Origin of the sequence: Streptomyces sp. NPDC003036 (assembly GCF_040611175.1) — a bacterium.
Lineage (GTDB): Bacteria > Actinomycetota > Actinomycetes > Streptomycetales > Streptomycetaceae > Streptomyces.
Map to the genome: position 1 here is coordinate 60,249 of NZ_JBEXNO010000033.1, position 19,747 is coordinate 79,995.

Genomic DNA, 19,747 nt, shown 5'->3' on the forward strand with positions numbered 1-19,747 from the left:
CGGGTGCCCCGTCCACGTTCGGTGGCCGAATCGCTGCCGGTGCCCAGCGGGCGCGGCGGCGGGTTGTGCACGCGCACAACACCACGTGTCAGGGGCATGCCGGATGGGGCGCGGAGGTGGCATCCTCCGGCCATGGGAGCCCGCGGACCACGTACCGGAGACGACTGGAAGCTGCTCGGTCAGGCGTGTACGGCGCTGCTGGGGCGGCTGCCGGAGCTGGTGGACCAGCACGTGCGGGAGCTGCACGCGCACTCCCCCGCCTACGAGCGGGTCATCGGCTACGACCAGCACTGGCAGGAAGCGCGCGACGCCATGCGCATCGGCATCGAGATGATCTCGGCGCCGCGGGCGGCGCCGCGCCGCGACCTGGAGCACGCGGAGTGGATGGGGCGGCGGCGCGCCGAGCAGGGGCTGCCGCTGGAGCTGGTGGTGCACGCCTACCGGCTGGCCGGGCACCTGGTGTGGGACGCGCTGCTGGAGGACGCCGGTGCGGACGCGGGGCGGCTCGCCGCGCTGATGCAGGCCGCGACGATGGTGTGGTCGGCGGTGGACGCGCAGACCGACACCGCGTCGGAGGCGTACCGCATCACGGAGCTGGAGCTGCGGCGCCGTACCGACGAGCAGCTCCAGGCGCTACTCGACGCGCTGCTGGACGGCGGCCGGTCGCCGGAGGTCTCGGCGCGGGCGGCGGCGGGCCTGGACCTGCCGGAGCGGGGCCGGTACGCCGTGGTGGTGCTGCGCACCGAGCGGCGCGACGTGGCGCACCGGCGGCTGGCGGGGCCGGGCCTGCGGTTCGTCTGGCGGATGCGGACGGACTGCGAGATCGGCGTGGTGTCGCTTGCGGACGGCACGGGGCTCGACGCGCTGGTGGAGCTGATGGAGGGCCGCTGCCCCGGCCCGGGCGGCGTCAGCCCCGTGGTGTCGGGCCTGACGGAGCTGGGCAGGGCGCGGCGCCTGGCGGAACTGGCGCTGCGCACCTGCCCGGCCGACGCGCCGTCCATCGTGCGGCTGGACCGCCGGATGGCCGGCGCGCTGGTGGTCAGCCAGCCGGAGCTCGCCTCCCTCCTGGTCTCCGAGGTCCTGGGTGCGCTGTTGGAGCTGGACCCGGCGGACCGCGCGGTGCTGCTGGAGACCCTCGACGTGTGGCTCGACTGCGAGGGCTCGGCGGGGCGGGCGGCGAGCCGCCTCTACTGCCACCGCAACACGGTCTTCAACCGCCTGCGCCGCCTGGAGCAGCTCACCTCGCGGTCCCTGTCGCGGCCGCGGGACCTGACGGAGATGACGCTGGCGCTGGACGCGTTCCGGCTGACGGCGGGGTGAGTACGCCATGTGAGTACGCGTACTCACCCCGCGGGCGGGCAGGTTGGCCACACTGGGCGCACACCGACGAGAGAGGCTCCCGCACCATGCCGCCGTACCGACGCACCCTCCCCTGCCTCGCCCTCACGGGCGCCGTCGCGGCGCTGCTCCTGACCGGGTGCGCCTACCGGGAGCGGGTCTGCCAGCCCGACCACTACCCGGTCCTCGCGGTGAACGACTCGGGCCGCGACTGCGTCCCCGACGGCGAGGAGCCCCCGAAGGGCTGGGCCCGCTATCCGGAGGGGAAGGTCCCCGAGTACCTGGGCGACGAGTGGGACCGCTACTGGGACGACAAGACCCTCGACGAGCGGGGCCGGATCGTCCCGCAGCCTGCGGTCTGAAGGCCCAGGGCTTCCCGGAGTCGGCGAGCGCGGGGGCGAGGTCGCGGCCGGCGATGTGGAAGGCGCACCGGTCGGTCAGGGCGGTGACCAGCGCCGCCGTGCCGTCGGCCGGGTCGTGCGCGGCCGCTCCCGCGATACGCCACCGCCCCCGAGGTCCGGCAGTAGCCGGTCCGGGGGCGGTGTGGGTACTTCCGGGGTTACGTCAGGAAGTCGCGCGCGATGTTCGCCGCCTGGCGCTCCAGCAGGGGGCCCGCCTCCGCGATGCACTTCGCCGTGTCCGGCTCCAGGTCCGTCAGCGGGTAGGCGCGGCGGATGCCCGCCTTGCCGAGGGCCTCGGGCTGGAGGGCGAGGCGGCCGCAGACCGCGACGACCTCGATGCCGGCGGCGCGGGCGGCCGCCGCGACACCGGCGGGGGCCTTGCCGTGGAGGGTCTGCTCGTCGAGGGAGCCCTCGCCGGTGATGACGAGGGTGGCGCGGGCGAGCGCCGGGCCGAAGCCGAGGACGTCGAGCATGACGTCGATACCGGCGCGGAAGCTCGCGCCGAGGCCGACCAGCGCGCCGTAGCCGATGCCGCCGGCCGCGCCCGCGCCCGGGGAGGCGGCGAGCTCGGTGGCCCGGGGGCCGATGGTGTCGGCGAGGACGGCGGCGAAGTGGGCGAGGGCCGCGTCGAGCTCGGCCACGTCGTCGGGCGAGGCGCCCTTCTGCGGCCCGTACACGGCGGGCGCGCCCTTCGGCCCGGTCAGCGGGTTGTCGACGTCGCTCGCGAGGACCAGCTCCACGTCCTTGAAGCGGGCGTCGAGACCGGACAGGTCGGCGGTCGCGAGGTCCCGCAGGGCGCCGCCGCCGGGGCCGACGGGTTTGCCGTCCGCGTCGAGGAAGCGTGCGCCGAGCGCGGCGAGCATCCCGGCGCCGCCGTCCGTGGTGGCGCTGCCGCCCACGCCGAAGACGATGGTGCGCGCACCCGCGTCGAGCGCGGCGCGCAGCAGCTCGCCGGAGCCGTACGTGGTGGAGGTCAGCGGCGCGAAGACGCCCTCGGGCAGCAGCTGGAGACCGGAGGCCTCCGCCATCTCCACCACGGCCGTGGTGTCGCGCAGCGCGTACGCGGCGGTCACCGGCTCGCCGAGCGGGCCGGTCACCCGTACCTCACGCCGTTCGAACCCGGCCGCGACGGCGGCCGCGACCGTGCCGTCGCCGCCGTCGGCGACGGGCAGGGTCTCCACCTCGAGCCCGGGGACGACGTGCCGGAGCCCGGCCGTCACCCGCTCCGCGACCTGTACGGCCGTGAGCGAACCTTTGAACTTGTCAGCCGCGACGAGTACACGCGCGGCCTCAGTTACTGCTCCGTCCGTCACCCTTGCATCCCTTGCTATCGAACAGGCAGTCGCGCCGAGGCCGACCCTATCCGTACAGCCTGAGGCTGTGCCACCCCTGTCCGGCGTACGGACCCGCTGGTCAGGCCCGTGACCAGGGCCAGTCCGCGGCCCGCCCGGCCTCCAGCAGCGGCACCATGCGGAACGCCGCGTCCGTCAGCCCGCCGAAGGTGTGCCGGTTGTCCCGCCCCGAGGGGGCGTGGCCGGGGCGGTAGCCCGCGAGGTTCCACGTGTAGACCGGGACGTCCGCCGGGACCTGCGCGGTCGGGTCGCCGTAGTGGCTGTAGGAGGCCTGCTCGTCGGTGACGATCAGCACCCGGTCGTGGCCGCGGTAGTGCGCGCGGACCGCCTCGGTGGTGTTGGTGCCGCCCAGGTCGCCGAAGCGGTCCAGCACCTTCAGGACGGACTCGCCCGCGCGGTACGGCACGGGCCTGCTGGTGGTGCCGAACTGCACGAGGTCCGCCTCGGCGGCGCGCAGCGCCACCGCCGTGCCGAAGAGGGCCGCCGCGTCGGCGCGGTTCAGCTCCGAGCGGTCGGACAGCGGCGCCCACATCGAGCCGGAGCGGTCGACCAGGACGAGGGTGCGGCCGGGCAGCGCCGGGACGTTGGCCAGCGAGTGGCCGAGCGCCCGTTCCAGCGGGTAGGCCCAGCGCAGCGACGGGGCGTGCTGGTACGCGGCCAGGTAGCGGAACGGGAACTGGCGGGAGGCGGCGACGGTCTCCGGGTCGGAGATCTTCGCCGCGACGCGCGCGGCGACCTCGTCGCTCACGCCCGCCCGGTCGAAGTTCCGCAGGTTGCGCAGGAGCGCCATCACACCCATGGACGGGATGACGGCCTCCCAGGCGGCCGCGTCCAGCGGGCCCTGGAGCCAGCCGGCGAGGGCCTCCCAGGTCATGCCCGCCTTGGCGAGCCGCTCGGCCCCGTCCGGCCCGGTGACCACGGCGCGCCGCTCGTCGACCGGCAGCTCCATCAGCGCCCGGTGGGCGGTGAGCATGCGGTTCGAGGCGGGCGGCAGCGCGGTCTCGGGGTGGTGGCGGCGGTCGAGGGCGTACCGGAACAGCTCGCCCTGCCACGGCTGCTTCGCCGGGTCGGGCGCGGCGTGCACCAGGTTGAGGATGTCGCCGAAGCGGTAGCCCTTGGCGGCCGTGTCGTACTTCAGCAGCGACCGGGGGGTGTAGAGGCGCCGGACGGCGTCCGCGATGCCCCGCTTGACGGGCTTGGGCACATTGCGCCCGTAGCGGGAGGTCCAGTAGCCCAGGAGCTCGCCGGGCTCGTCGGCGCGCAGCAGGACGGAGTCGATGACCTGGCGGTTGGCGGGGCCGTCGGTGGCGCCGGCGTCGAGGCGGGCCTTGACGTACTCGGCGGCGCCGACGAGCGAGGCGGTCCGCAGGTTGCCCTCGCCGCGCAGCCAGCCCAGCAGGCCGGCGGTCCACTCGGGGTCCTCGACGGCGAGCTCGCGGACGAGCGCGGCGAAGCGGTCGTCGCGGTCGCCGGCGGACTCGTAGAAGGTCGTCTGCGTGACGAAGTTGGCGACGGCGAGCAGGAACAGCTCGGAGCGCGGGTCCCGCAGCACGCCGGCGCCGCCCTGGTGGGTGGTGGCGCGTCCGGTCGAGCGCACGGGCGAGACCGCGCGGGCCACGGCGGCCACAGCGGCCGAGGCACGGGTGTTGAAGCGAGCCATGTGGTGAATCCCCCCGAATTCGGTGGGGACGCGCGGCAGAGCGCACCGCCGCGCCTCCCGAGATCAAAGTGGCCGCGGCGTGGATTCTTTGGAGGAAGTAGCCGCGGTCCGGCGCACCGGGAGGTGCGTGACGTACGTAAGGCGTCCAGAGATCAAGGCCGGCGGAACCGACAAGGTGCTCTACCGACTGAGCTACACCGGCCTGATAGCCGATGGCGGGACTCGAACCCGCGACCGCCCCATTAACAGTGGAAGTAGGTCCTGCCTTCGCACCTGGACATCGATCACTGTAGGCAGTCACCTGTTCGAGCGCCACGGATTATCCGCGAGCCGGTTCCGGGAACGTTTCGCCTGGTCGACGACGATTAGGCTGGCCGTCGTGAGCGACTACGCAACGTACATCGCCGGTCTGCCCCGCGTTCTGGCCGGGGCCGCCGCCCTCTTCCGGGACGCCGAGGGGCGCGTGCTGCTCGTCGAGCCGAACTACCGCGAGGGGTGGACGCTGCCCGGCGGGACCATCGAGTCGGACGCGGGCGAGACCCCGCGGCAGGCGGCCCGGCGGGAGACCCTGGAGGAGATCGGCCTCGACGTGGAGCTGGGTCCGCTGCTCGCCGTCGACTGGGTGCCGGGGCCGGGGCGGCCGCCGATCGTGGCGTACGTGTACGACGGGGGCGTGCTCAGCGGCGAGCAGTTCCGGGCGATCCGGCTCCAGGAGGACGAGCTGATCTCCTGGAAGCTGGTGGAGCGCGCGGAGCTGCCCACGTATCTGCCGGGCGCTCTCAGTCCGCGCGTGCTGCACGCCCTCGACGTGCTGGCGGACGGCGGCGGTCCGGTGGAGCTGGAGAGCGGGCGCCCGCCGCGCTGACCGGCGGGAGTCTGTCTCAGCCCTGGTCCTGCGGTGCGGGCTCGACCGGGGCCCGCTGCTCGTCGGGGGAGGCGACGCGCGCCTCGGTGCGGTGGCCGCGCGCGATGTAGTCGCGCACGACGAGCTCGACGGCGTCCTGGGGGCTGCCGGCACCCGCCAACACCATGACTTCCACGACGAGTTCGGCATCGAGCGTGACGGTGACCTTGGCCATGGGCGGACCCTAGCACCGTACGAAACGCGTTCGCGGGGGCGGCCGGGTGCTGCTTACGCTCGCGGTATGACTCTCGTCGCGATCCTCAGCGGTGCCGGCATCTCCACGGACTCGGGCATCAGTGACTACCGTGGCCCGAACGGCCTGTGGCGGCGCGACCCGGAGGCCGAGAAGCTCGTGACGTACGAGTACTACATGGCCGACCCGGAGATCCGGCGCCGCTCGTGGCGGATGCGGCGCGACAGCGCGGCGCTGCGGGCGGAGCCGAACGCCGCGCACCGGGCCGTCGCGGAGCTGGAGCGCACGCCCGGGTTCTCGGTGCGGGTGCTCACGCAGAACGTGGACGGCCTGCACCAGCTCGCCGGGATGCCGGACCGCAAGGTGCTCGAACTGCACGGCACCGCGCGGGCGGTGGTGTGCACCCGCTGCCACGCGCGCTCGTCGATGGCGGACGCGCTGGCCCGAGTGGAGGCGGGCGAGGAGGACCCGGCGTGCGCGGGGTGCGGCGGGATCCTGAAGTCGGCGACGGTGATGTTCGGGCAGCGGCTCGACCCGGTGGTCCTGGGCGAGGCGATGTCGATCGCCAAGGCGGCGGAGGTGTTCCTCGCGGTCGGCTCGACGCTCCAGGTGCAGCCGGCGGCCTCGCTGGCGGGGATCGCCGCGGAGCACGGGGCGCGTTTGATCATCGTGAACGCCGAGCCGACGCCGTACGACGCACTCGCCGACGAGGTCGTGCGCGAGCCGATCGGCACGGCGCTGCCGGCGCTGCTGGCCCGCCTGGAGCCGTAGGCACACGACCTACGGGGTGACGGGGCGTTCGAAGAAGGTCTCCAGGACGATGGTCGCCTGGGTGCCGCTGACCCCGTCGATGGCATACAGACGGCGCAGTACGTCCTGGAGCTGCTCCGTCGTGGAGGTCCTGACCTTGACCAGGACCGACGCGCTGCCGGCGATGACGTGCGCCTCCTGGATCTCCGGGATGGCGGAGAACCGGTCGCCGGAGTCGCCGACCCACGCCGTGGAGTCCACCATGACGAAGGCGAGCACGCCGCGCCCGATCGCCGCGGGGTCGACTTCGACGGCCGTCCGGCGGATGACGCCGCGCTCACGCAGCTTGCGCACGCGTTCGTGCGCGGCCCCCGCGGACAGCCCGACGGCCTGCCCCAGCGCCGCGTACGACCGCGAGGCGTCCTGCTGGAGGAGGGCGAGCAGCTGTCGATCGATGTCGTCCACGAATATCCTTCGGAGAAGATCTTGTGATGCCGAATGCGGTTCGACATAGTGAGCATTAGTCAGATTAACATTCGGCTTGAGGCGTTCGACCGAGGGTGAAGGTGGCGACATGCAGAGCGAGCGACCGCAGGTGTACGAGGTCCTCGACGACCGGTTCCGCACGGGCAAGTGCACCGCGGGCGACTCGAGGCTGGAGACGCTTTTCACGGACTGCCGCTGGGCGGAGGGGCCCGTCTACGTGCCGGCCGGGCGGTATCTGGTGTGGAGCGACATCCCCAACGACCGCTTGCTCCGCTGGGACGAGACCACGGGGACGGTCGGCGTCTTCCGCTCGCCCGCCGGCCACCCGAACGGCAACACCTTGGACAACGAGGGCCGCCTGATCACCTGTGAGCAGGGCAACCGCCGCGTCACCCGCACCGAGCACGACGGCTCCCTCACCGTGATCGCCGACCGCTACCAGGGCAAGCGTTTCAACAGCCCGAACGACGCCGCCGTGAAGTCCGACGGCTCGATCTGGTTCTCCGACCCCGACTTCGGCATCACCAGCGACTACGAGGGCCACCGCGCCGAGAGCGAGATCGGCGCCTGCAACGTCTACCGCGTGGACCCCCGCAGCGGTGAGGTACGGCTGGCCGCGGACGGCTTCAGCGGGCCGAACGGCCTCGTCTTCTCCCTCGACGAGCGGCGGCTGTACGTCTCGGACAGCCGGGCCAACCACATCCGCGTCTTCGACGTCCACGACAACGGCACCCTGACCGGCGGGGACGTCTTCACCGCCTGCAAGATCGGCAACTTCGACAACATCCGCTTCGACGACGACGGCCGGCTCTGGGCCGCCGCCATGGACGGCGGCGTGCACTGCTACGACCCGGACGGCACACTCCTCGGCCGCCTCCTGATCCCCGACGCCGTGTCGAACATCCGCTTCGGCGGTGCCAAGCGCAACCGCTTGTTCATCACCGCCGACACCACGCTCTACTCCCTCGTGATGGGTGTCACCGGCGGCCCGGCGCTGCCGGCCGCGCGCCACGACCGCGGCGCGCACGGCTCGACGGGATGACCGACGGCATGACCGGCCCTCCGCACTGAAGAAAATCTGCCGTGGCGACAGTAGACATTGCCCTGCGTCGGGGATACTGTTTCGTCGTACCCAGGAAGTCGAAGTGGGCACGGCAGAGACGAACTGCCGTGCGAGCAGGTCAAGAAGGACACGACCTCAGGGTCGTGAGCAGTACCCGCGTTATCCAGCAGTACAACCGTGTAACCGAAGGTAAGGAGCAGAACGCCATCAGGATCGCCCGGGCGAGGACGTAGCCGCCCGGGTACCGCAGGCCCCGGATTGGAAGGTGGTCCCCGGTCACGCATCCGCGATCCCCGCAGCCCCGCCCTCCCGGGCGGAACCTGCGGACAAGAAGGCCGGCGCAAGGGCGCCGGTAGATGGTGTTGAAAGCTCGGGGCCCGGGTGCCAGTACGGCACCCGGGCCCCCCGACGCGTCCCCGAAAGAAGAGGTCTATGCCCCCTGGCAGTTCCCGCGCCGTCGCCCATCTCGACGACGACGACTACCCCGCCTACACCATGGGCAGGGCGGCCGAGATGCTCGGCACCACCCCCGCCTTCCTCCGCGCCCTCGGCGAACACCGCCTGATCACGCCCCTGCGCTCGCCAGGCGGTCACCGCCGGTACTCCCGCTATCAGCTGCGCATCGCCGCCCGCGCCCGCGAACTCGTCGACGGGGGCACCCCCATCGAGGCCGCCTGTCGCATCGTCATCCTTGAGGACCAGCTCGAAGAGGCCCAGCGCATCAACGAGCAACTCCGCACCCGCCTGGAGCCCTAGAAGAGCGCGTCGGGCTCCGGAACACCGCTCTCGAACGCGAGCAGGCGCTGCTTGCGCTCCAGGCCGCCGCCGTACCCGGTCAGGCCGCCGCTCGCGCCGATCACCCGGTGGCAGGGGACGATGATGCCGATGGGGTTCTTGCCGTTGGCGAGGCCGACCGCGCGGGAGGCGCCGGGCTTGCCGAGGGCCTCGGCCAGTTCGCCGTACGAACGGGTCTCGCCGTACGGGATCTTCCGCAGCTGCTCCCAGACGCTGCGCTGGAACGGTGTGCCGTCGAGGTGCAGCGGCAGGTCGAAGACGGTGAGTTCGCGCGCGTAGTACGCGTCGAGCTGGCGGACGACTTCGGCGAACGGGCGCGGGTCCGGATCGCCGAAGTCCTCCTCCGGGGGGCGGTGGCGCTGGTCGGTCATGTAGAGCCCGCTGAGGACCCCGTCGGTGGCGACGAGGGTGAGGAGGCCGTACGGGCTGTCGACGAGGGTGTGCTGACGGTTCACCGGGATCAGTCCTCTACGGGTTCTACGGGCGCTACGGGTTCTACGGGCAGGTGGTTGATCGGATGGCTGTCGGTCGCCCACAGGTACTGGACGGCGTACGCGCGCCAGGGGCGCCAGGCGGCGGCGCGCGCCGTCAGCGCGGCGGGGGTCGACGGCAGGCCGAGGCCCGCGGCGGCGCGGCGGACGCCGAGGTCCGTGGGGAGGAAGGCGTCCGGGTCGCCGAGGGCGCGCATCGCGATCGCCTCGACCGTCCAGGGGCCGAAGCCGGGGAGCGCGGCGAGGCGGGCGCGGGCCTCGTCCCAGTCGGTGTCCAGGCCGAGCCGGAGCGAGCCGTCGGCGAGGGCGCCGACCAGGGTGGTGAGGGTGGCGCGGCGGCTGCGCGGCAGGGCCAGGGCCTCCGGGTCGAGCGCGGCGAGCGCCTCGGGGCCGGGGAAGAGGTGCGTGAGGCCGCCCTCGGGGTCCTCGACGCGGGTGCCGTGCGCCGTGACGAGGCGCGCGGCGTGGGTACGGGCGGCGGCGGTGGAGACCTGCTGTCCGAGGACGGCGCGGACGGCGAACTCGGCGGCGTCGACGGTCCGCGGGACCCGGCGGCCGGGCGCCTTGTCGACGAGGGGCGCGAGGAGCGGGTCGGCGCGCAGCTGGTCGTCGATGGCGACGGGGTCGGCGTCCAGGTCGAGCAGGCGGCGGCAGCGGCTGATGGCGAGGGTGAGGTCGCGTGGGTCGGTGAGCGCGAGGCGGCAGGCGATGTGGTCGGGGCGGGGCGCCAGGGAGACGATGCCGTGACCGTGCGGCAGGGCGAGGGTGCGCCGGTAGGCGCCGTCGCGCCACTCCTCGACGCCGGGGACGGCGGTGGCGGCCAGGTGCCCGAAGAGGTTGTCGGGGTTGAGGGGGGCGCGGTAGGGCAGCCGCAGGGCGAGGACGCCGGGGGTGTGCGGTGTCTTCGACGTGCCGGCAGAGCTCCGGGCGGCGCGGGCGCGCAGCGCGCTCGGGGCGAGGGCGAAGACCTCCCGTACGGTGTCGTTGAAGGTCCGGATGGAGGCGAACCCGGCGGCGAACGCCACGTCCGCCATGGGCAGTGCCGTCGTCTCGATGAGCAGCCGCGCGGTCTGGGCGCGCTGGGCGCGGGCCAGGGCGAGCGGTCCGGCGCCGAGCTCGGCGAGGAGCTGCCGCTCGATCTGCCGGGTCGAGTAGCCGAGCCGGGCCGCGAGCCCCGGCACGCCCTCGCGGTCGACGACCCCGTCCTGGATGAGGCGCATGGCTCGGGCGACCGTGTCGGCGCGGGTGTTCCACTCGGGGGAGCCGGGGCTGGTGTCGGGGCGGCACCGCTTGCACGCCCGGAAACCGGCCTGCTGGCAGGCGGCGGCGCTGGGGTGGAAGACCATGTTCTCGGGCTTGGGCGGCACGACGGGGCAGCTGGGGCGGCAGTAGATCCCGGTGGTGAGGACGGCCGTGAAGAACCAGCCGTCGAACCGGGCGTCCTTGGAGCGGACGGCCCGCACGCAGCGATCGGTGTCGGTGTGCATGGCGGGCTGCAAGGCGGTGTGCATGGTCCAAGCATTCAGCAGCGGAGCGCGCGGGGCTGGCGGGAATACGACACCATCCTCGCACTGCCTGCGCGCTCGCGCGTCACTCGTCGGACGTCACTTGCCCGACGTCACGTGTCCGACGTCACGTGTCGCGTACGTGGGCGGCGGCCAGCTCGGCCTCCCTGATCACGGTGTCGGTGTCGACGTCGACGAGCGCGCCGTGCGCCTTGCGCGCGCGGCCGTCCACGAAGACGTGGCTGACGTTGGGCGGCTGGCCGTTGAGGACGATCTGGCTGATCCAGTCGAAGCGGGGCGCGAAGTTGAGGGTGCCGGGGTCGAGGACGATGACGTCCGCGCGCTTGCCGGGGGTGAGGGACCCGACGCGGTCGGCCATGCCGACGCATTCGGCGCCGCCCAGGGTCGCCATGCGCAGCACGGCCGGGATGGTGGGATGCACCTCGGCGTCCTGGTGCAGGGCGCGCTGGAGTCCCACGGCCGCCTTCATCACGTTGAACATGTCGGAGGTGTCGTTGGTGCCGCCGTCGTGGCCGAGCCCGGCCTTCACGCCGCGCGCGTGGAGGGCGGGCAGGCGCATGATGCCGGAGGCGAGGCGCATGTTGCTGAGGGGGCAGTGGGCCACGCGGACGTCGTGCTCGGCGGTGAGGGCGATCTCGTCGTCGGTGAGGTGGATGGCGTGGTTCATCAGCAGGTCGGGGCCGAAGGCCCCGGCGAGGCGGAGCGCGCGGATCGGGTCGTCCCTGCGGTCGTCGGGGTGTTCGAGGACGTGGGAGTTGACCATCACCCCGAGGTCGCGGGCGATCTCGCGGAAGCGGCGCATCCGGTTCACCGCGTACATGCCCGCGTGGACGGACACCTGGGCCGAGGCGAGGGGCAGCGGGTCGAGGAGTTCCTTCTTCACGCGGGGTACGAGGTCGGCGTCGGCCTCGCTCTGCATCATCGCGTAGACGAAGCGGAGCCCGGAGTCGTCGAGCGCCTGGATGTAGCGCTCGCTGGTGGCGTACGGGATGGGGTGGACCCAGTCGACGAGGGTGGTGACACCGGCCTGGAGCGCGTCGAGGGCGGCGAGGTGGACGAAGCGGTACATGTCGTCGGGGCCGATCTTCGCGAGGGTCGCGCTGTTGCAGTCGGCGAGCCAGCCGTACAGGTCCTGGGTGGAGCAGCCGCCGCGGATGCTGGACTGCCACAGGTGGTTGTGGATGTCGACGAAGCCGGGCAGCACCATCCGGCCGGTTATGTCGATCACGCGCGCCCCGGCCGGCGCGGCGAGCCGCCGTCCCACGGCGGTGATGGCGCCGTCGTGCATGAGCACGTCGGCGTGGCGGAGCGTGCCGAGGGTTCCGTCCCCGACGTCGGGGTCCATGGTGAGGACGAGCTCGGCGCCGCGGAGCAGGGTGGTGCGCGGCAGGCCGGGTCTCTGCTGGGGCTGTCGGTGGGGGGTGGGGCGGGTGGCGCCCGTCAGACCGGCCGTCAGTCCGCCCATGAGGGGGACGGTGCCGAGACCGGCGAGGAGGGTGCGGCGACGCGGGTGGGGGGATTGCGGACGGGGGGATTCAAGGCGGGGGGATTCCGTCATGAGGGTTATATCCCGCGCGGACTCTGCCCGGGCAAGGCCAATTCCGGTCGACGGGCCGTGCCTTACCTGTTCGGGCGAGGGGCGGTGACTAGGGTCGGACGTATGGCGGACTTGGAACTCGACGTTTTCACCGGCCTGCTCGACTATCCGATGTACGTGGTGACGGCCGCGGCGGGCGGGGAGCGGGCCGGCTGTCTGGTGGGCTTCGCCTCGCAGTGTTCGATTCATCCGGTCCGGTTCGCGGTGTGGCTGTCCACCGCCAACCGGACGTACCGGGTGGCCCGCCGCGCCACCCACCTCGGCGTCCATCTGCTCACCCGTGAACAGCGCGAACTGGCGCGGCTGTTCGGGAGCCGGACGGCCGACGACGACGTGGACAAGTTCGCGCAGGTGGCCTGGGAGGCCCGGCAAGGGGAGACACCGGTGCTGCGGGACGCCCCCGCGTGGTTCGTGGGCCGGGTGCGGGAGCGGATCGACGGCGGGGACCACGTGGGCTTCCTCCTGGATCCCGTGGAGGAGTCGCCGCCGGTGCCGGGCGGCCGGCCGCGGCTGCTGATGTTCGACGACACGCGGGGACTGGAGCCGGGCCACCCGGCCTGAGCCGGTTCCTTTCCGACGGTGTCCCGAGCGGTGTCCTCGGCGTTCGCGGGTACGCGCGCCGACAGGAGGACAAACCGGCGAAAGGAGACACCATGACGGACTCCTCGATGAGGGCGGTGGGCTGGGCCAGGTCGTTCCCGATCGCGGGGGGCGTCCGCGCGGGGCGGCGCTGGGCGCGCGAGCACCTGGAGACGCTCGGGTGGACGGAGTACGCCTCCGAGACGGTCGACGACATCCTGCTCACCGTGTCGGAGCTGATCACCAACGCGCACGTCCACGCGCACAGCACCGCCCATCTCGTCCTGACGTGGGACAACCGGTGTCTGCACGTCAGCGTGCACGACTCCGGCGGCGGCGTGCCGGCCCCGCGCTCACCCGACACCACGTCACCGGGCGGTCGGGGCCTCGCCCTCGTGGACGCGGTCTGCGACCACTGGCACTCCCACGCCCGGGAGGACGGGAAGACCATCACGGCGTGCTTCACCCCGCCCGCCCCGCCCGCCGCGCCTTCCAGCGGACCGGGGGACGGGGGCGCGTGACGGCGGAACCCCTGGGCTGAGAAGCCCCCAAGGGGGCTCCTTGTTCGATATGTCGCACATCGTTCGTAATTTTGCCAGGACCATTGACGGCGCATTTCAGCCGGTCTACGGTCCCGTTCGCACACACGAGCAGCATTCGTCATATCGAACAGCCGAGGGGCGCCGGGACGCGCCTCCGCGCCCCCGTGCCCAAGGAGCCGCTGCCCATGCCCGGACGACGTCGTCACCCCCGCGGCCCACGCGCCGCCCTCACCGCCGCCGCGTGCGCCGCCCTGCTGTTGGGTCCGCCGCCCACCGCGCAGGCGGCGGACGACCGCCCCGGCCCCCGACCCGTCGCGGGTGACGTCACCGGCGCCGTCACGGGGGACATCGAGGTCCACGACCCGTCCGCGATACGGCTCGAGGACGGCACGTACGTCGTCTACTCCACCCACAACGGCATCGAGGCCCGCACCTCCACCGACGGCGTCCACTGGAAGCGGGCGGGCTCGGCCTTCCGCTCGCAGCCCGCGTGGTGGCGCGCCTACTCCGCCGAGAGCGACCCCTGGGCGCCCGAGGTCCTCCACCGGGGCGGCACGTACTGGCTGTACTACGCCGTCTCGTCGTTCGGCTCGAACCACTCCGCCATCGGCCTGGCCACCTCCCCCACCGGCCTCCCCGGCACCTGGGAGGACCGGGGGGTGGTGTTCTCCTCCACCACCACGGACGACTACAACGCCATCGACCCCGGCGTCGTCGAGGGCGGCGGCCGACTGTGGATGTCCTTCGGCTCGCACTGGACCGGCATCCGCATGGTCGAACTCGACCGGCGCACCGGCACGGTGAAGCCCGGCGCCCCGGTGCACCACCTGGCGACCCGCCCCGACGCCCCGTACGCCGTCGAAGCCCCCTCCCTCGTCAAGCGGGGCGCGTACTACTACCTGTTCGTGTCGTACGACCGCTGCTGCGCCGGCACCGACTCGACGTACAACATCCGCGTCGGGCGCGCCACTTCGCCCACCGGTCCCTACACCGACCGGGACGGTACGCCGATGACGGAGGGCGGCGGCGAGCTGCTGCTCGCCTCGCAGGGGCGGTACGTCGGGCCCGGCGGGCAGTCCGTCCTGCGCGACCGGGGCGGCCGCGCCGGCCGTGACGTGCTCGTCCACCACTACTACGACGCCGAGGACGGCGGTGTCCCCAAGCTCGCTCTGCGCGCCCTGCGCTGGGACGACGCCGGCTGGCCCGCCGTCGGCCGCTGACGCCCCCGCACCCCTCCCCCCGCACCCGTCGAAAGGTCACCATGTCCCGCTCCGCCTCCGCCGCCGGTACCGCGCGCTTCACGCTGGACCCCGCCTTCACCGTGGGCGAGGTCAGCCCCCGGCTCTTCGGCTCCTTCGTCGAGCACCTCGGCCGCTGCGTCTACACCGGCATCTACGAGCCCGGCCACCCCAGCGCCGACGAGGCGGGGCTGCGCACCGACGTACTGGAGCTGATCCGCGAACTGGGCGTCACCACGATCCGCTACCCGGGCGGCAACTTCGTCTCGGGCTACCGCTGGGAGGACTCCGTGGGGCCGGTCGAGGAGCGGCCGCGCCGCCTGGACCTCGCGTGGCGGTCCACCGAGACCAACCGCTTCGGGCTCGGCGAGTTCATCGCGTTCCTGAAGAAGGTCGGCCCGCAGGCGGAGCCGATGCTCGCCGTGAACCTCGGCACGCGCGGTGTCGCCGACGCCATCGCGCTCCAGGAGTACGCCAACCACCCCTCCGGCACGGCCCTTTCCGACCTGCGCGTGGCCCACGGCGACAAGGACCCCTTCGGCATCCGGCTGTGGTGCCTCGGCAACGAGATGGACGGCCCCTGGCAGACCGGCCACAAGACCGCCGAGGAGTACGGCCGCCTGGCCGCCGAGACGGCACGCGCCATGCGCCAGATCGACCGCGACGTGGAGCTCGTCGCCTGCGGCTCCTCCAGCCAGGCCATGCCGACCTTCGCCGCCTGGGAGGCGACGGTCCTCCAGGAGACGTACGACCTGGTCGACTACATCTCCCTGCACGCCTACTACGAGGAGCAGGACGGCGACCGCGACTCGTTCCTCGCCTCCGCCGTCGACATGGAGTCCTTCATCGAGAACGTCGTGGCCACCTGCGACCACGTGGGCGCCCGGCTGAAGTCGCCGAAGCGGATCAACCTCTCCTTCGACGAGTGGAACGTCTGGTACATGAGCCGGTTCCAGGCGGAGGCGGACGCCAGTCCGCTGGACTGGCCCGAGGCGCCGCGCCTGCTGGAGGACTCCTACAGCGTCACCGACGCGGTGGTGTTCGGCTCGCTGCTGATCGCGCTGCTGCGGCATGCCGACCGCGTCACCGTGGCCTGCCTCGCCCAGCTGGTGAACGTCATCGCCCCGATCATGACCGAGCCGGGCGGGCCGGCCTGGCGGCAGACCACCTTCTTCCCGTTCGCGCAGGCCGCCCGCCACGGGCGCGGCGAGGTGCTGGACGTGCGGGTGGACGCGCCGCGCCACCGGACGGCGAAGTACGGCGAGGTGCCGCTGCTGCACGCCACCGCCGTACGGGACCCGGAGACCGGAGCCGTCACCGTCTTCGCCGTCAACCGGAGCCAGAGCGAGCCGCTGCCGCTCCGGGTCGCGCTGGGCGGGCTGGGCGTCACCGGGATCGTGGAGCACAGCGTGCTCGCCGACGCCGACCCGGACGCCCGCAACACCCTCGCCGAGCCCGAGCGGGTCGTCCCGCACGAGGGCGAGGGCGCCCGGCTGGCCGACGGCGTACTGGAGGTCACCCTCGAACCGCTGTCCTGGACGATGCTCCGGCTCGCCTGACCCCCTCCCCCACGCTTCGCGAGAGCACGACAAGACGAGACGAGACGAGAGCATGCGACCACCTCACCTCAGCCGGCGCCGCGCCCTGGCCGGCGGCCTCGGCGGGCTCGGCGCGCTGGCGACCGCCGGTGCCACGACCGCGCTGGCCACCGGCTGTGCCGCGCCCTCCGCCGCCGCCGGGAGCCGGACCCGGCTGCGCTTCTGGCACCTGTTCGGCGGCGGCGACGGCGTCACCATGCGCGGCATGCTCGACGCCTTCCGCGCCGAACACCCCGGGATAGCCCTGGAGGCGGCGACCCTGCAATGGGGTGCCCCGTACTACACCAAGCTCGGCATGGCCGGGGCGGGCGGCCGCGCCCCCGAACTGGCCGTCCTCCACCTCGCCCGCCTCGCCGGGTTCGCCCCCGGGCGGCTGCTGGACCCCTTCGACGTGGACCTCCTCGGCGAACTCGGCGTCCGCGCCGCCGACTTCCCCTCCGACATCTGGCGGCGCGGCCAGGCCGGCGGCAAGCAGTACGCCGTACCGCTGGACACCCACCCGATGGTGCTCTACTACCAGACCGAGGTGTGCGAGAAGGCCGGGCTGCTCGACGGCAAGGGCACCCTCAAGCCCCTGCGCGGCGCGGCCGAGTTCGCCGACGCGCTGCGGGCGGCGAAGAAGGCCACCGGGCAGCCCGGGCTCGTGACGGAGACCCTGGGCCCGGACTGCATCACACCGTGGCGGCTGTTCGCCACGTTCTACTCGCAGACCGGCGGCCGGGTCCTCTCCGAGGACGGCAGGCGGCTCGCCCTGGACGACGCCAAGGCGCTGACGGTGCTGGAGTTCATGGCCCGGCTCGTCGAGGAGGGGCTGTGGGTGCGGCGCGCCGACTACGCCGCGTCCGTCGGCATCTTCAACGGCGGGAAGACCGCCTTCCACCTCAACGGGGAGTGGGAGGTCACCTCCTTCCGCACCACCGGGCTGCCGTTCTCGATGACCCGGGTCCCGGGGCTCTTCGGCCGGCCCACCGCCCAGGCCGACTGCCACGCCTTCGTCCTGCCGCACATCGCGGGCCGGGGCGGCGCCCCCGACGAGGCGGCGCACACCCTCGTCGCCTGGATGCTGAAGCACTCGGTCGCCTGGGCGCAGGGCGGGCACGTACCGGCCTATCTGCCCGTGCTGGACGACCCCGATTACCTGGCGCTGCATCCGCAGTCCGCGTACCGCGACGTGGTGGACGACGTGGTGCTCGACGACCCGGCGTGGTTCACGGGCTCCGCCTCCCGCATGTGGATCGAGCTGGGCGGCGTCTTCTCGGGCGTCCTCACCGGCTCCCGCACCCCGCGCGCCGCGCTGGCCGAGGCCAAGCGGCGGCTGCGGCGCCTCCTCGACACCCGCGACCCCCTCTCCGGAGCGGCCTCATGAGCACCGTCAGCCCCACCGCGCCGCAGGTGCCTCAGGTGCCACGGCCCGCGCGGCCCGGCGCGGGGGCGCCGTCCTCCGCCGCGCTCCGCCGGGCCGGCCGTACCGGCCGCCACTGGACCGAGCACGGGCTCGTGTTCGTGGCGCCCTTCCTCGCCGTGTACGGACTGTTCCTGGTGTGGCCGTTCCTCTCGGGCATCGGGATGAGCCTGACCAGCGAGAACATCACCGCGTCGGGCGCCGCTTACGTGGGCCTGGACAACTACGCGGAGGCGGTGCGGGACCCGGAGGTGTGGTCCTCGCTGTGGAACACGGTGTGGTTCACCGTGCTGTCCACGGTGCCGCTCGTCGTCGTGGGCCTGGGACTCGCGCTGCTCGCCCACCAGTTGCGGGTGGTGCAGTGGCTGTGGCGGCTGAGCTGGTTCGCGCCGTTCCTGCTGCCGTCCGGGGTGGTGTGCCTGCTCTTCGCGCAGATGATCTACCCGTCGGGCTTCGGGCTGGCCGACCAGCTGCTGGCCTCGGCCGGTCTGGAGCCGGGGATCGGCTGGCTCACCGACGAGCGCTACGCGATGCTCTCCATCGTCCTGACCACCGTGTGGTGGACCGTCGGCTTCAACTTCCTGCTCTACCTCGCCGCCCTCCAGGCCATCCCGCTCCACCTGTACGAGGCGGCCGAGCTGGACGGCGCGGGCGCGTGGCGCCGGCTGTGGCACATCACGCTGCCGATGCTGCACCGCACCACCGGACTGATCGTCGTCCTCCAGGTGCTGGCCTCGCTGAAGATCTTCGACCAGGTGTACCTGATGACCGGCGGCGGCCCGGACGACTCGACGCGCCCGATCCTCCAGTACGTCTACCAGCAGGGCTTCACCGGCTACCGGATCGGCTACGCGTCGGCGGTCTCCTACCTCTTCTTCGCCCTGATCCTGACCGTCTCCCTGGTGCAGCCGTGGCTGTCCCGGCGACACCGAGCCGAGGAGGCCGCCAAGTGAGCGCGTCCGCCGTCCCCCGTACCCCTGCCCGTACTCCCACCCCCGCGGGGCGTCGCTGGTCCGCGGGCCGGATCGCGCTGCTCGCCGTCGGCCTGCTGCTCGTGGTGGCGTGGCTGCTGCCGCTCGCCTGGGCCGTCGCCACCTCCCTCAAACCGGAGGGCGAGACCACCCGCACCCCGCTGGAGTGGTTGGGCTCCACGATCACCTTCGACGCGTACGCCAAGGTGTGGGAGTCCGGCGACCTGCTGCGCTGGACGCTCAACTCGGCGTACGTCTCGGTGATGACGACTCTGCTCACCGTCATGCTGTGCGCGATGGCGGCGTACGGCTTCACGCGCACCGACTTCCGGGGCCGCAAGCTGCTGTACGGGCTGGTGCTCGTCGGCATCATGGTCCCGCCGCAGGTGCTGATCGCGCCGCTCTTCGCGGAGATGGTGCAGCTCGGGCTCGTGGACACGTACTGGGGCGTGATCCTGCCGCAGGTGGCCGTGCCGGCGATGGTCTTCATCCTGGTGAAGTTCTTCGACGGCGTGCCGCGCGAGCTGGAGGAGGCCGCCTTCGTCGACGGCGCCGGGCGGTGGCGGGTCTTCTGGACGATCGTGCTGCCGCTGTCGCGGCCGGTGCTCGCGGCCGTGGCCGTCTTCACCTTCATCTCCACCTGGAACAACTTCCTGTGGCCGTTCCTGGTGACCACCGACCCGAACGGCATGACGCTGCCCGTGGGACTGGTCAACGTCCAGTCGTCGTTCGGTGTGCGCTACGCACAGATCATGGCGTCCGTGGTGATCGCCGGACTGCCGCTGCTGGTGATCTTCACGCTGTTCCAGCGGCAGATCGTCCGGGGCATCGCGCACACCGGCCTCGCCGGGCAGTGACGCC

At 72.9% G+C, this 19,747-nt stretch carries 20 protein-coding genes and 1 tRNA gene; 13 read left to right on the top strand and 8 right to left on the bottom strand.

Annotated elements, in window-relative coordinates:
- Nucleotides 1-132 precede the first annotated feature (132 nt).
- Nucleotides 133-1,320 (top strand): helix-turn-helix domain-containing protein, encoded by a 1,188-nt coding sequence (locus ABZX67_RS23520; RefSeq protein ID WP_355363252.1) that lies wholly within the window; start codon nt 133-135, stop codon nt 1,318-1,320.
- 86 nt (nt 1,321-1,406) lie between these two features.
- Nucleotides 1,407-1,700, top strand: a complete 294-nt coding sequence (locus ABZX67_RS23525; RefSeq protein ID WP_355363254.1) for a hypothetical protein — start codon at nt 1,407-1,409, stop codon at nt 1,698-1,700.
- Between the two features lie 197 nt (nt 1,701-1,897).
- Here the strand turns inward: ABZX67_RS23525 and ABZX67_RS23530 are convergent, their stop codons facing one another.
- From ABZX67_RS23530 to ABZX67_RS23540, 3 genes are all read right to left on the bottom strand, one after another.
- Nucleotides 1,898-3,052: a glycerate kinase gene (locus tag ABZX67_RS23530; RefSeq protein WP_355363256.1), complete on the bottom strand. Its 1,155-nt coding sequence runs from the start codon at nt 3,050-3,052 to the stop codon at nt 1,898-1,900.
- Between the two features lie 100 nt (nt 3,053-3,152).
- Complete coding sequence (locus ABZX67_RS23535; protein WP_355363258.1) at nt 3,153-4,751, bottom strand: TROVE domain-containing protein; 1,599 nt, start codon at nt 4,749-4,751, stop codon at nt 3,153-3,155.
- Between the two features lie 210 nt (nt 4,752-4,961).
- Nucleotides 4,962-5,031, bottom strand: a tRNA-Asn gene (locus ABZX67_RS23540).
- A 90-nt stretch (nt 5,032-5,121) separates the two neighbouring features.
- Between ABZX67_RS23540 and ABZX67_RS23545 the strand changes: the two genes are divergently transcribed.
- Nucleotides 5,122-5,616, top strand: coding sequence for an NUDIX hydrolase (locus tag ABZX67_RS23545; RefSeq protein ID WP_355363308.1), 495 nt, complete (start codon nt 5,122-5,124; stop codon nt 5,614-5,616).
- A 16-nt stretch (nt 5,617-5,632) separates the two neighbouring features.
- Here the strand turns inward: ABZX67_RS23545 and ABZX67_RS23550 are convergent, their stop codons facing one another.
- Nucleotides 5,633-5,830, bottom strand: a complete 198-nt coding sequence (locus ABZX67_RS23550; RefSeq protein ID WP_355363260.1) for a DUF2191 domain-containing protein — start codon at nt 5,828-5,830, stop codon at nt 5,633-5,635.
- A gap of 66 nt (nt 5,831-5,896) precedes the next feature.
- Between ABZX67_RS23550 and ABZX67_RS23555 the strand changes: the two genes are divergently transcribed.
- Complete coding sequence (locus ABZX67_RS23555; RefSeq protein WP_355363262.1) at nt 5,897-6,619, top strand: Sir2 family NAD-dependent protein deacetylase; 723 nt, start codon at nt 5,897-5,899, stop codon at nt 6,617-6,619.
- A gap of 9 nt (nt 6,620-6,628) precedes the next feature.
- Here the strand turns inward: ABZX67_RS23555 and ABZX67_RS23560 are convergent, their stop codons facing one another.
- A complete protein-coding gene (locus ABZX67_RS23560) occupies nt 6,629-7,063 on the bottom strand; it encodes an Lrp/AsnC family transcriptional regulator (RefSeq protein WP_355363264.1) in 435 nt (144 codons plus the stop codon).
- A gap of 109 nt (nt 7,064-7,172) precedes the next feature.
- Between ABZX67_RS23560 and ABZX67_RS23565 the strand changes: the two genes are divergently transcribed.
- Both ABZX67_RS23565 and ABZX67_RS23570 read left to right on the top strand, forming a co-directional pair.
- A complete protein-coding gene (locus ABZX67_RS23565) occupies nt 7,173-8,126 on the top strand; it encodes an SMP-30/gluconolactonase/LRE family protein (RefSeq protein ID WP_355363266.1) in 954 nt (317 codons plus the stop codon).
- A gap of 453 nt (nt 8,127-8,579) precedes the next feature.
- On the top strand, nt 8,580-8,903 hold the full coding sequence (locus ABZX67_RS23570) for a MerR family transcriptional regulator (protein ID WP_355363268.1): 324 nt from the start codon (nt 8,580-8,582) through the stop codon (nt 8,901-8,903).
- Here the strand turns inward: ABZX67_RS23570 and ABZX67_RS23575 are convergent.
- From ABZX67_RS23575 to ABZX67_RS23585, 3 genes are all read right to left on the bottom strand, one after another.
- Nucleotides 8,900-9,397, bottom strand: coding sequence for a methylated-DNA--[protein]-cysteine S-methyltransferase (locus ABZX67_RS23575; RefSeq protein WP_355363270.1), 498 nt, complete (start codon nt 9,395-9,397; stop codon nt 8,900-8,902). The two genes, ABZX67_RS23570 and ABZX67_RS23575, sit on opposite strands and share 4 nt — an antisense overlap.
- A 5-nt stretch (nt 9,398-9,402) precedes the next feature.
- Entirely contained in the window at nt 9,403-10,920 is a 1,518-nt protein-coding gene (locus tag ABZX67_RS23580) for an AlkA N-terminal domain-containing protein (RefSeq protein ID WP_355363310.1), read from the bottom strand.
- Nucleotides 10,921-11,065: 145 nt separating this feature from the next.
- Nucleotides 11,066-12,424 carry an amidohydrolase family protein gene (locus tag ABZX67_RS23585; RefSeq protein WP_355363272.1) on the bottom strand — a complete coding sequence of 453 codons (1,359 nt, stop codon included), beginning with the start codon at nt 12,422-12,424 and terminating at the stop codon, nt 11,066-11,068.
- A 195-nt stretch (nt 12,425-12,619) separates the two neighbouring features.
- Here ABZX67_RS23585 and ABZX67_RS23590 point away from each other — a divergent pair, with 195 nt between their 5' ends.
- From ABZX67_RS23590 to ABZX67_RS23620, 7 genes are all read left to right on the top strand, one after another.
- Nucleotides 12,620-13,117 carry a flavin reductase family protein gene (locus tag ABZX67_RS23590; protein WP_355363274.1) on the top strand — a complete coding sequence of 166 codons (498 nt, stop codon included), beginning with the start codon at nt 12,620-12,622 and terminating at the stop codon, nt 13,115-13,117.
- A gap of 92 nt (nt 13,118-13,209) precedes the next feature.
- Nucleotides 13,210-13,656 (top strand): ATP-binding protein, encoded by a 447-nt coding sequence (locus tag ABZX67_RS23595; RefSeq protein WP_355363276.1) that lies wholly within the window; start codon nt 13,210-13,212, stop codon nt 13,654-13,656.
- Nucleotides 13,657-13,862: 206 nt separating this feature from the next.
- Nucleotides 13,863-14,897 (top strand): arabinan endo-1,5-alpha-L-arabinosidase, encoded by a 1,035-nt coding sequence (locus tag ABZX67_RS23600; protein ID WP_355363278.1) that lies wholly within the window; start codon nt 13,863-13,865, stop codon nt 14,895-14,897.
- Between the two features lie 41 nt (nt 14,898-14,938).
- Nucleotides 14,939-16,474, top strand: a complete 1,536-nt coding sequence (locus tag ABZX67_RS23605; RefSeq protein ID WP_355363280.1) for an alpha-N-arabinofuranosidase — start codon at nt 14,939-14,941, stop codon at nt 16,472-16,474.
- Nucleotides 16,475-16,526: 52 nt separating this feature from the next.
- Nucleotides 16,527-17,879, top strand: a complete 1,353-nt coding sequence (locus ABZX67_RS23610) for an extracellular solute-binding protein (RefSeq protein ID WP_355363282.1) — start codon at nt 16,527-16,529, stop codon at nt 17,877-17,879.
- On the top strand, nt 17,876-18,868 hold the full coding sequence (locus tag ABZX67_RS23615) for a sugar ABC transporter permease (protein ID WP_355363284.1): 993 nt from the start codon (nt 17,876-17,878) through the stop codon (nt 18,866-18,868). The genes ABZX67_RS23610 and ABZX67_RS23615 overlap by 4 nt, the downstream gene beginning before the upstream one ends.
- Complete coding sequence (locus tag ABZX67_RS23620) at nt 18,865-19,743, top strand: carbohydrate ABC transporter permease (RefSeq protein WP_355363286.1); 879 nt, start codon at nt 18,865-18,867, stop codon at nt 19,741-19,743. Before ABZX67_RS23615 ends, ABZX67_RS23620 begins: the two co-directional genes overlap by 4 nt.
- Nucleotides 19,744-19,747 lie beyond the last annotated feature (4 nt).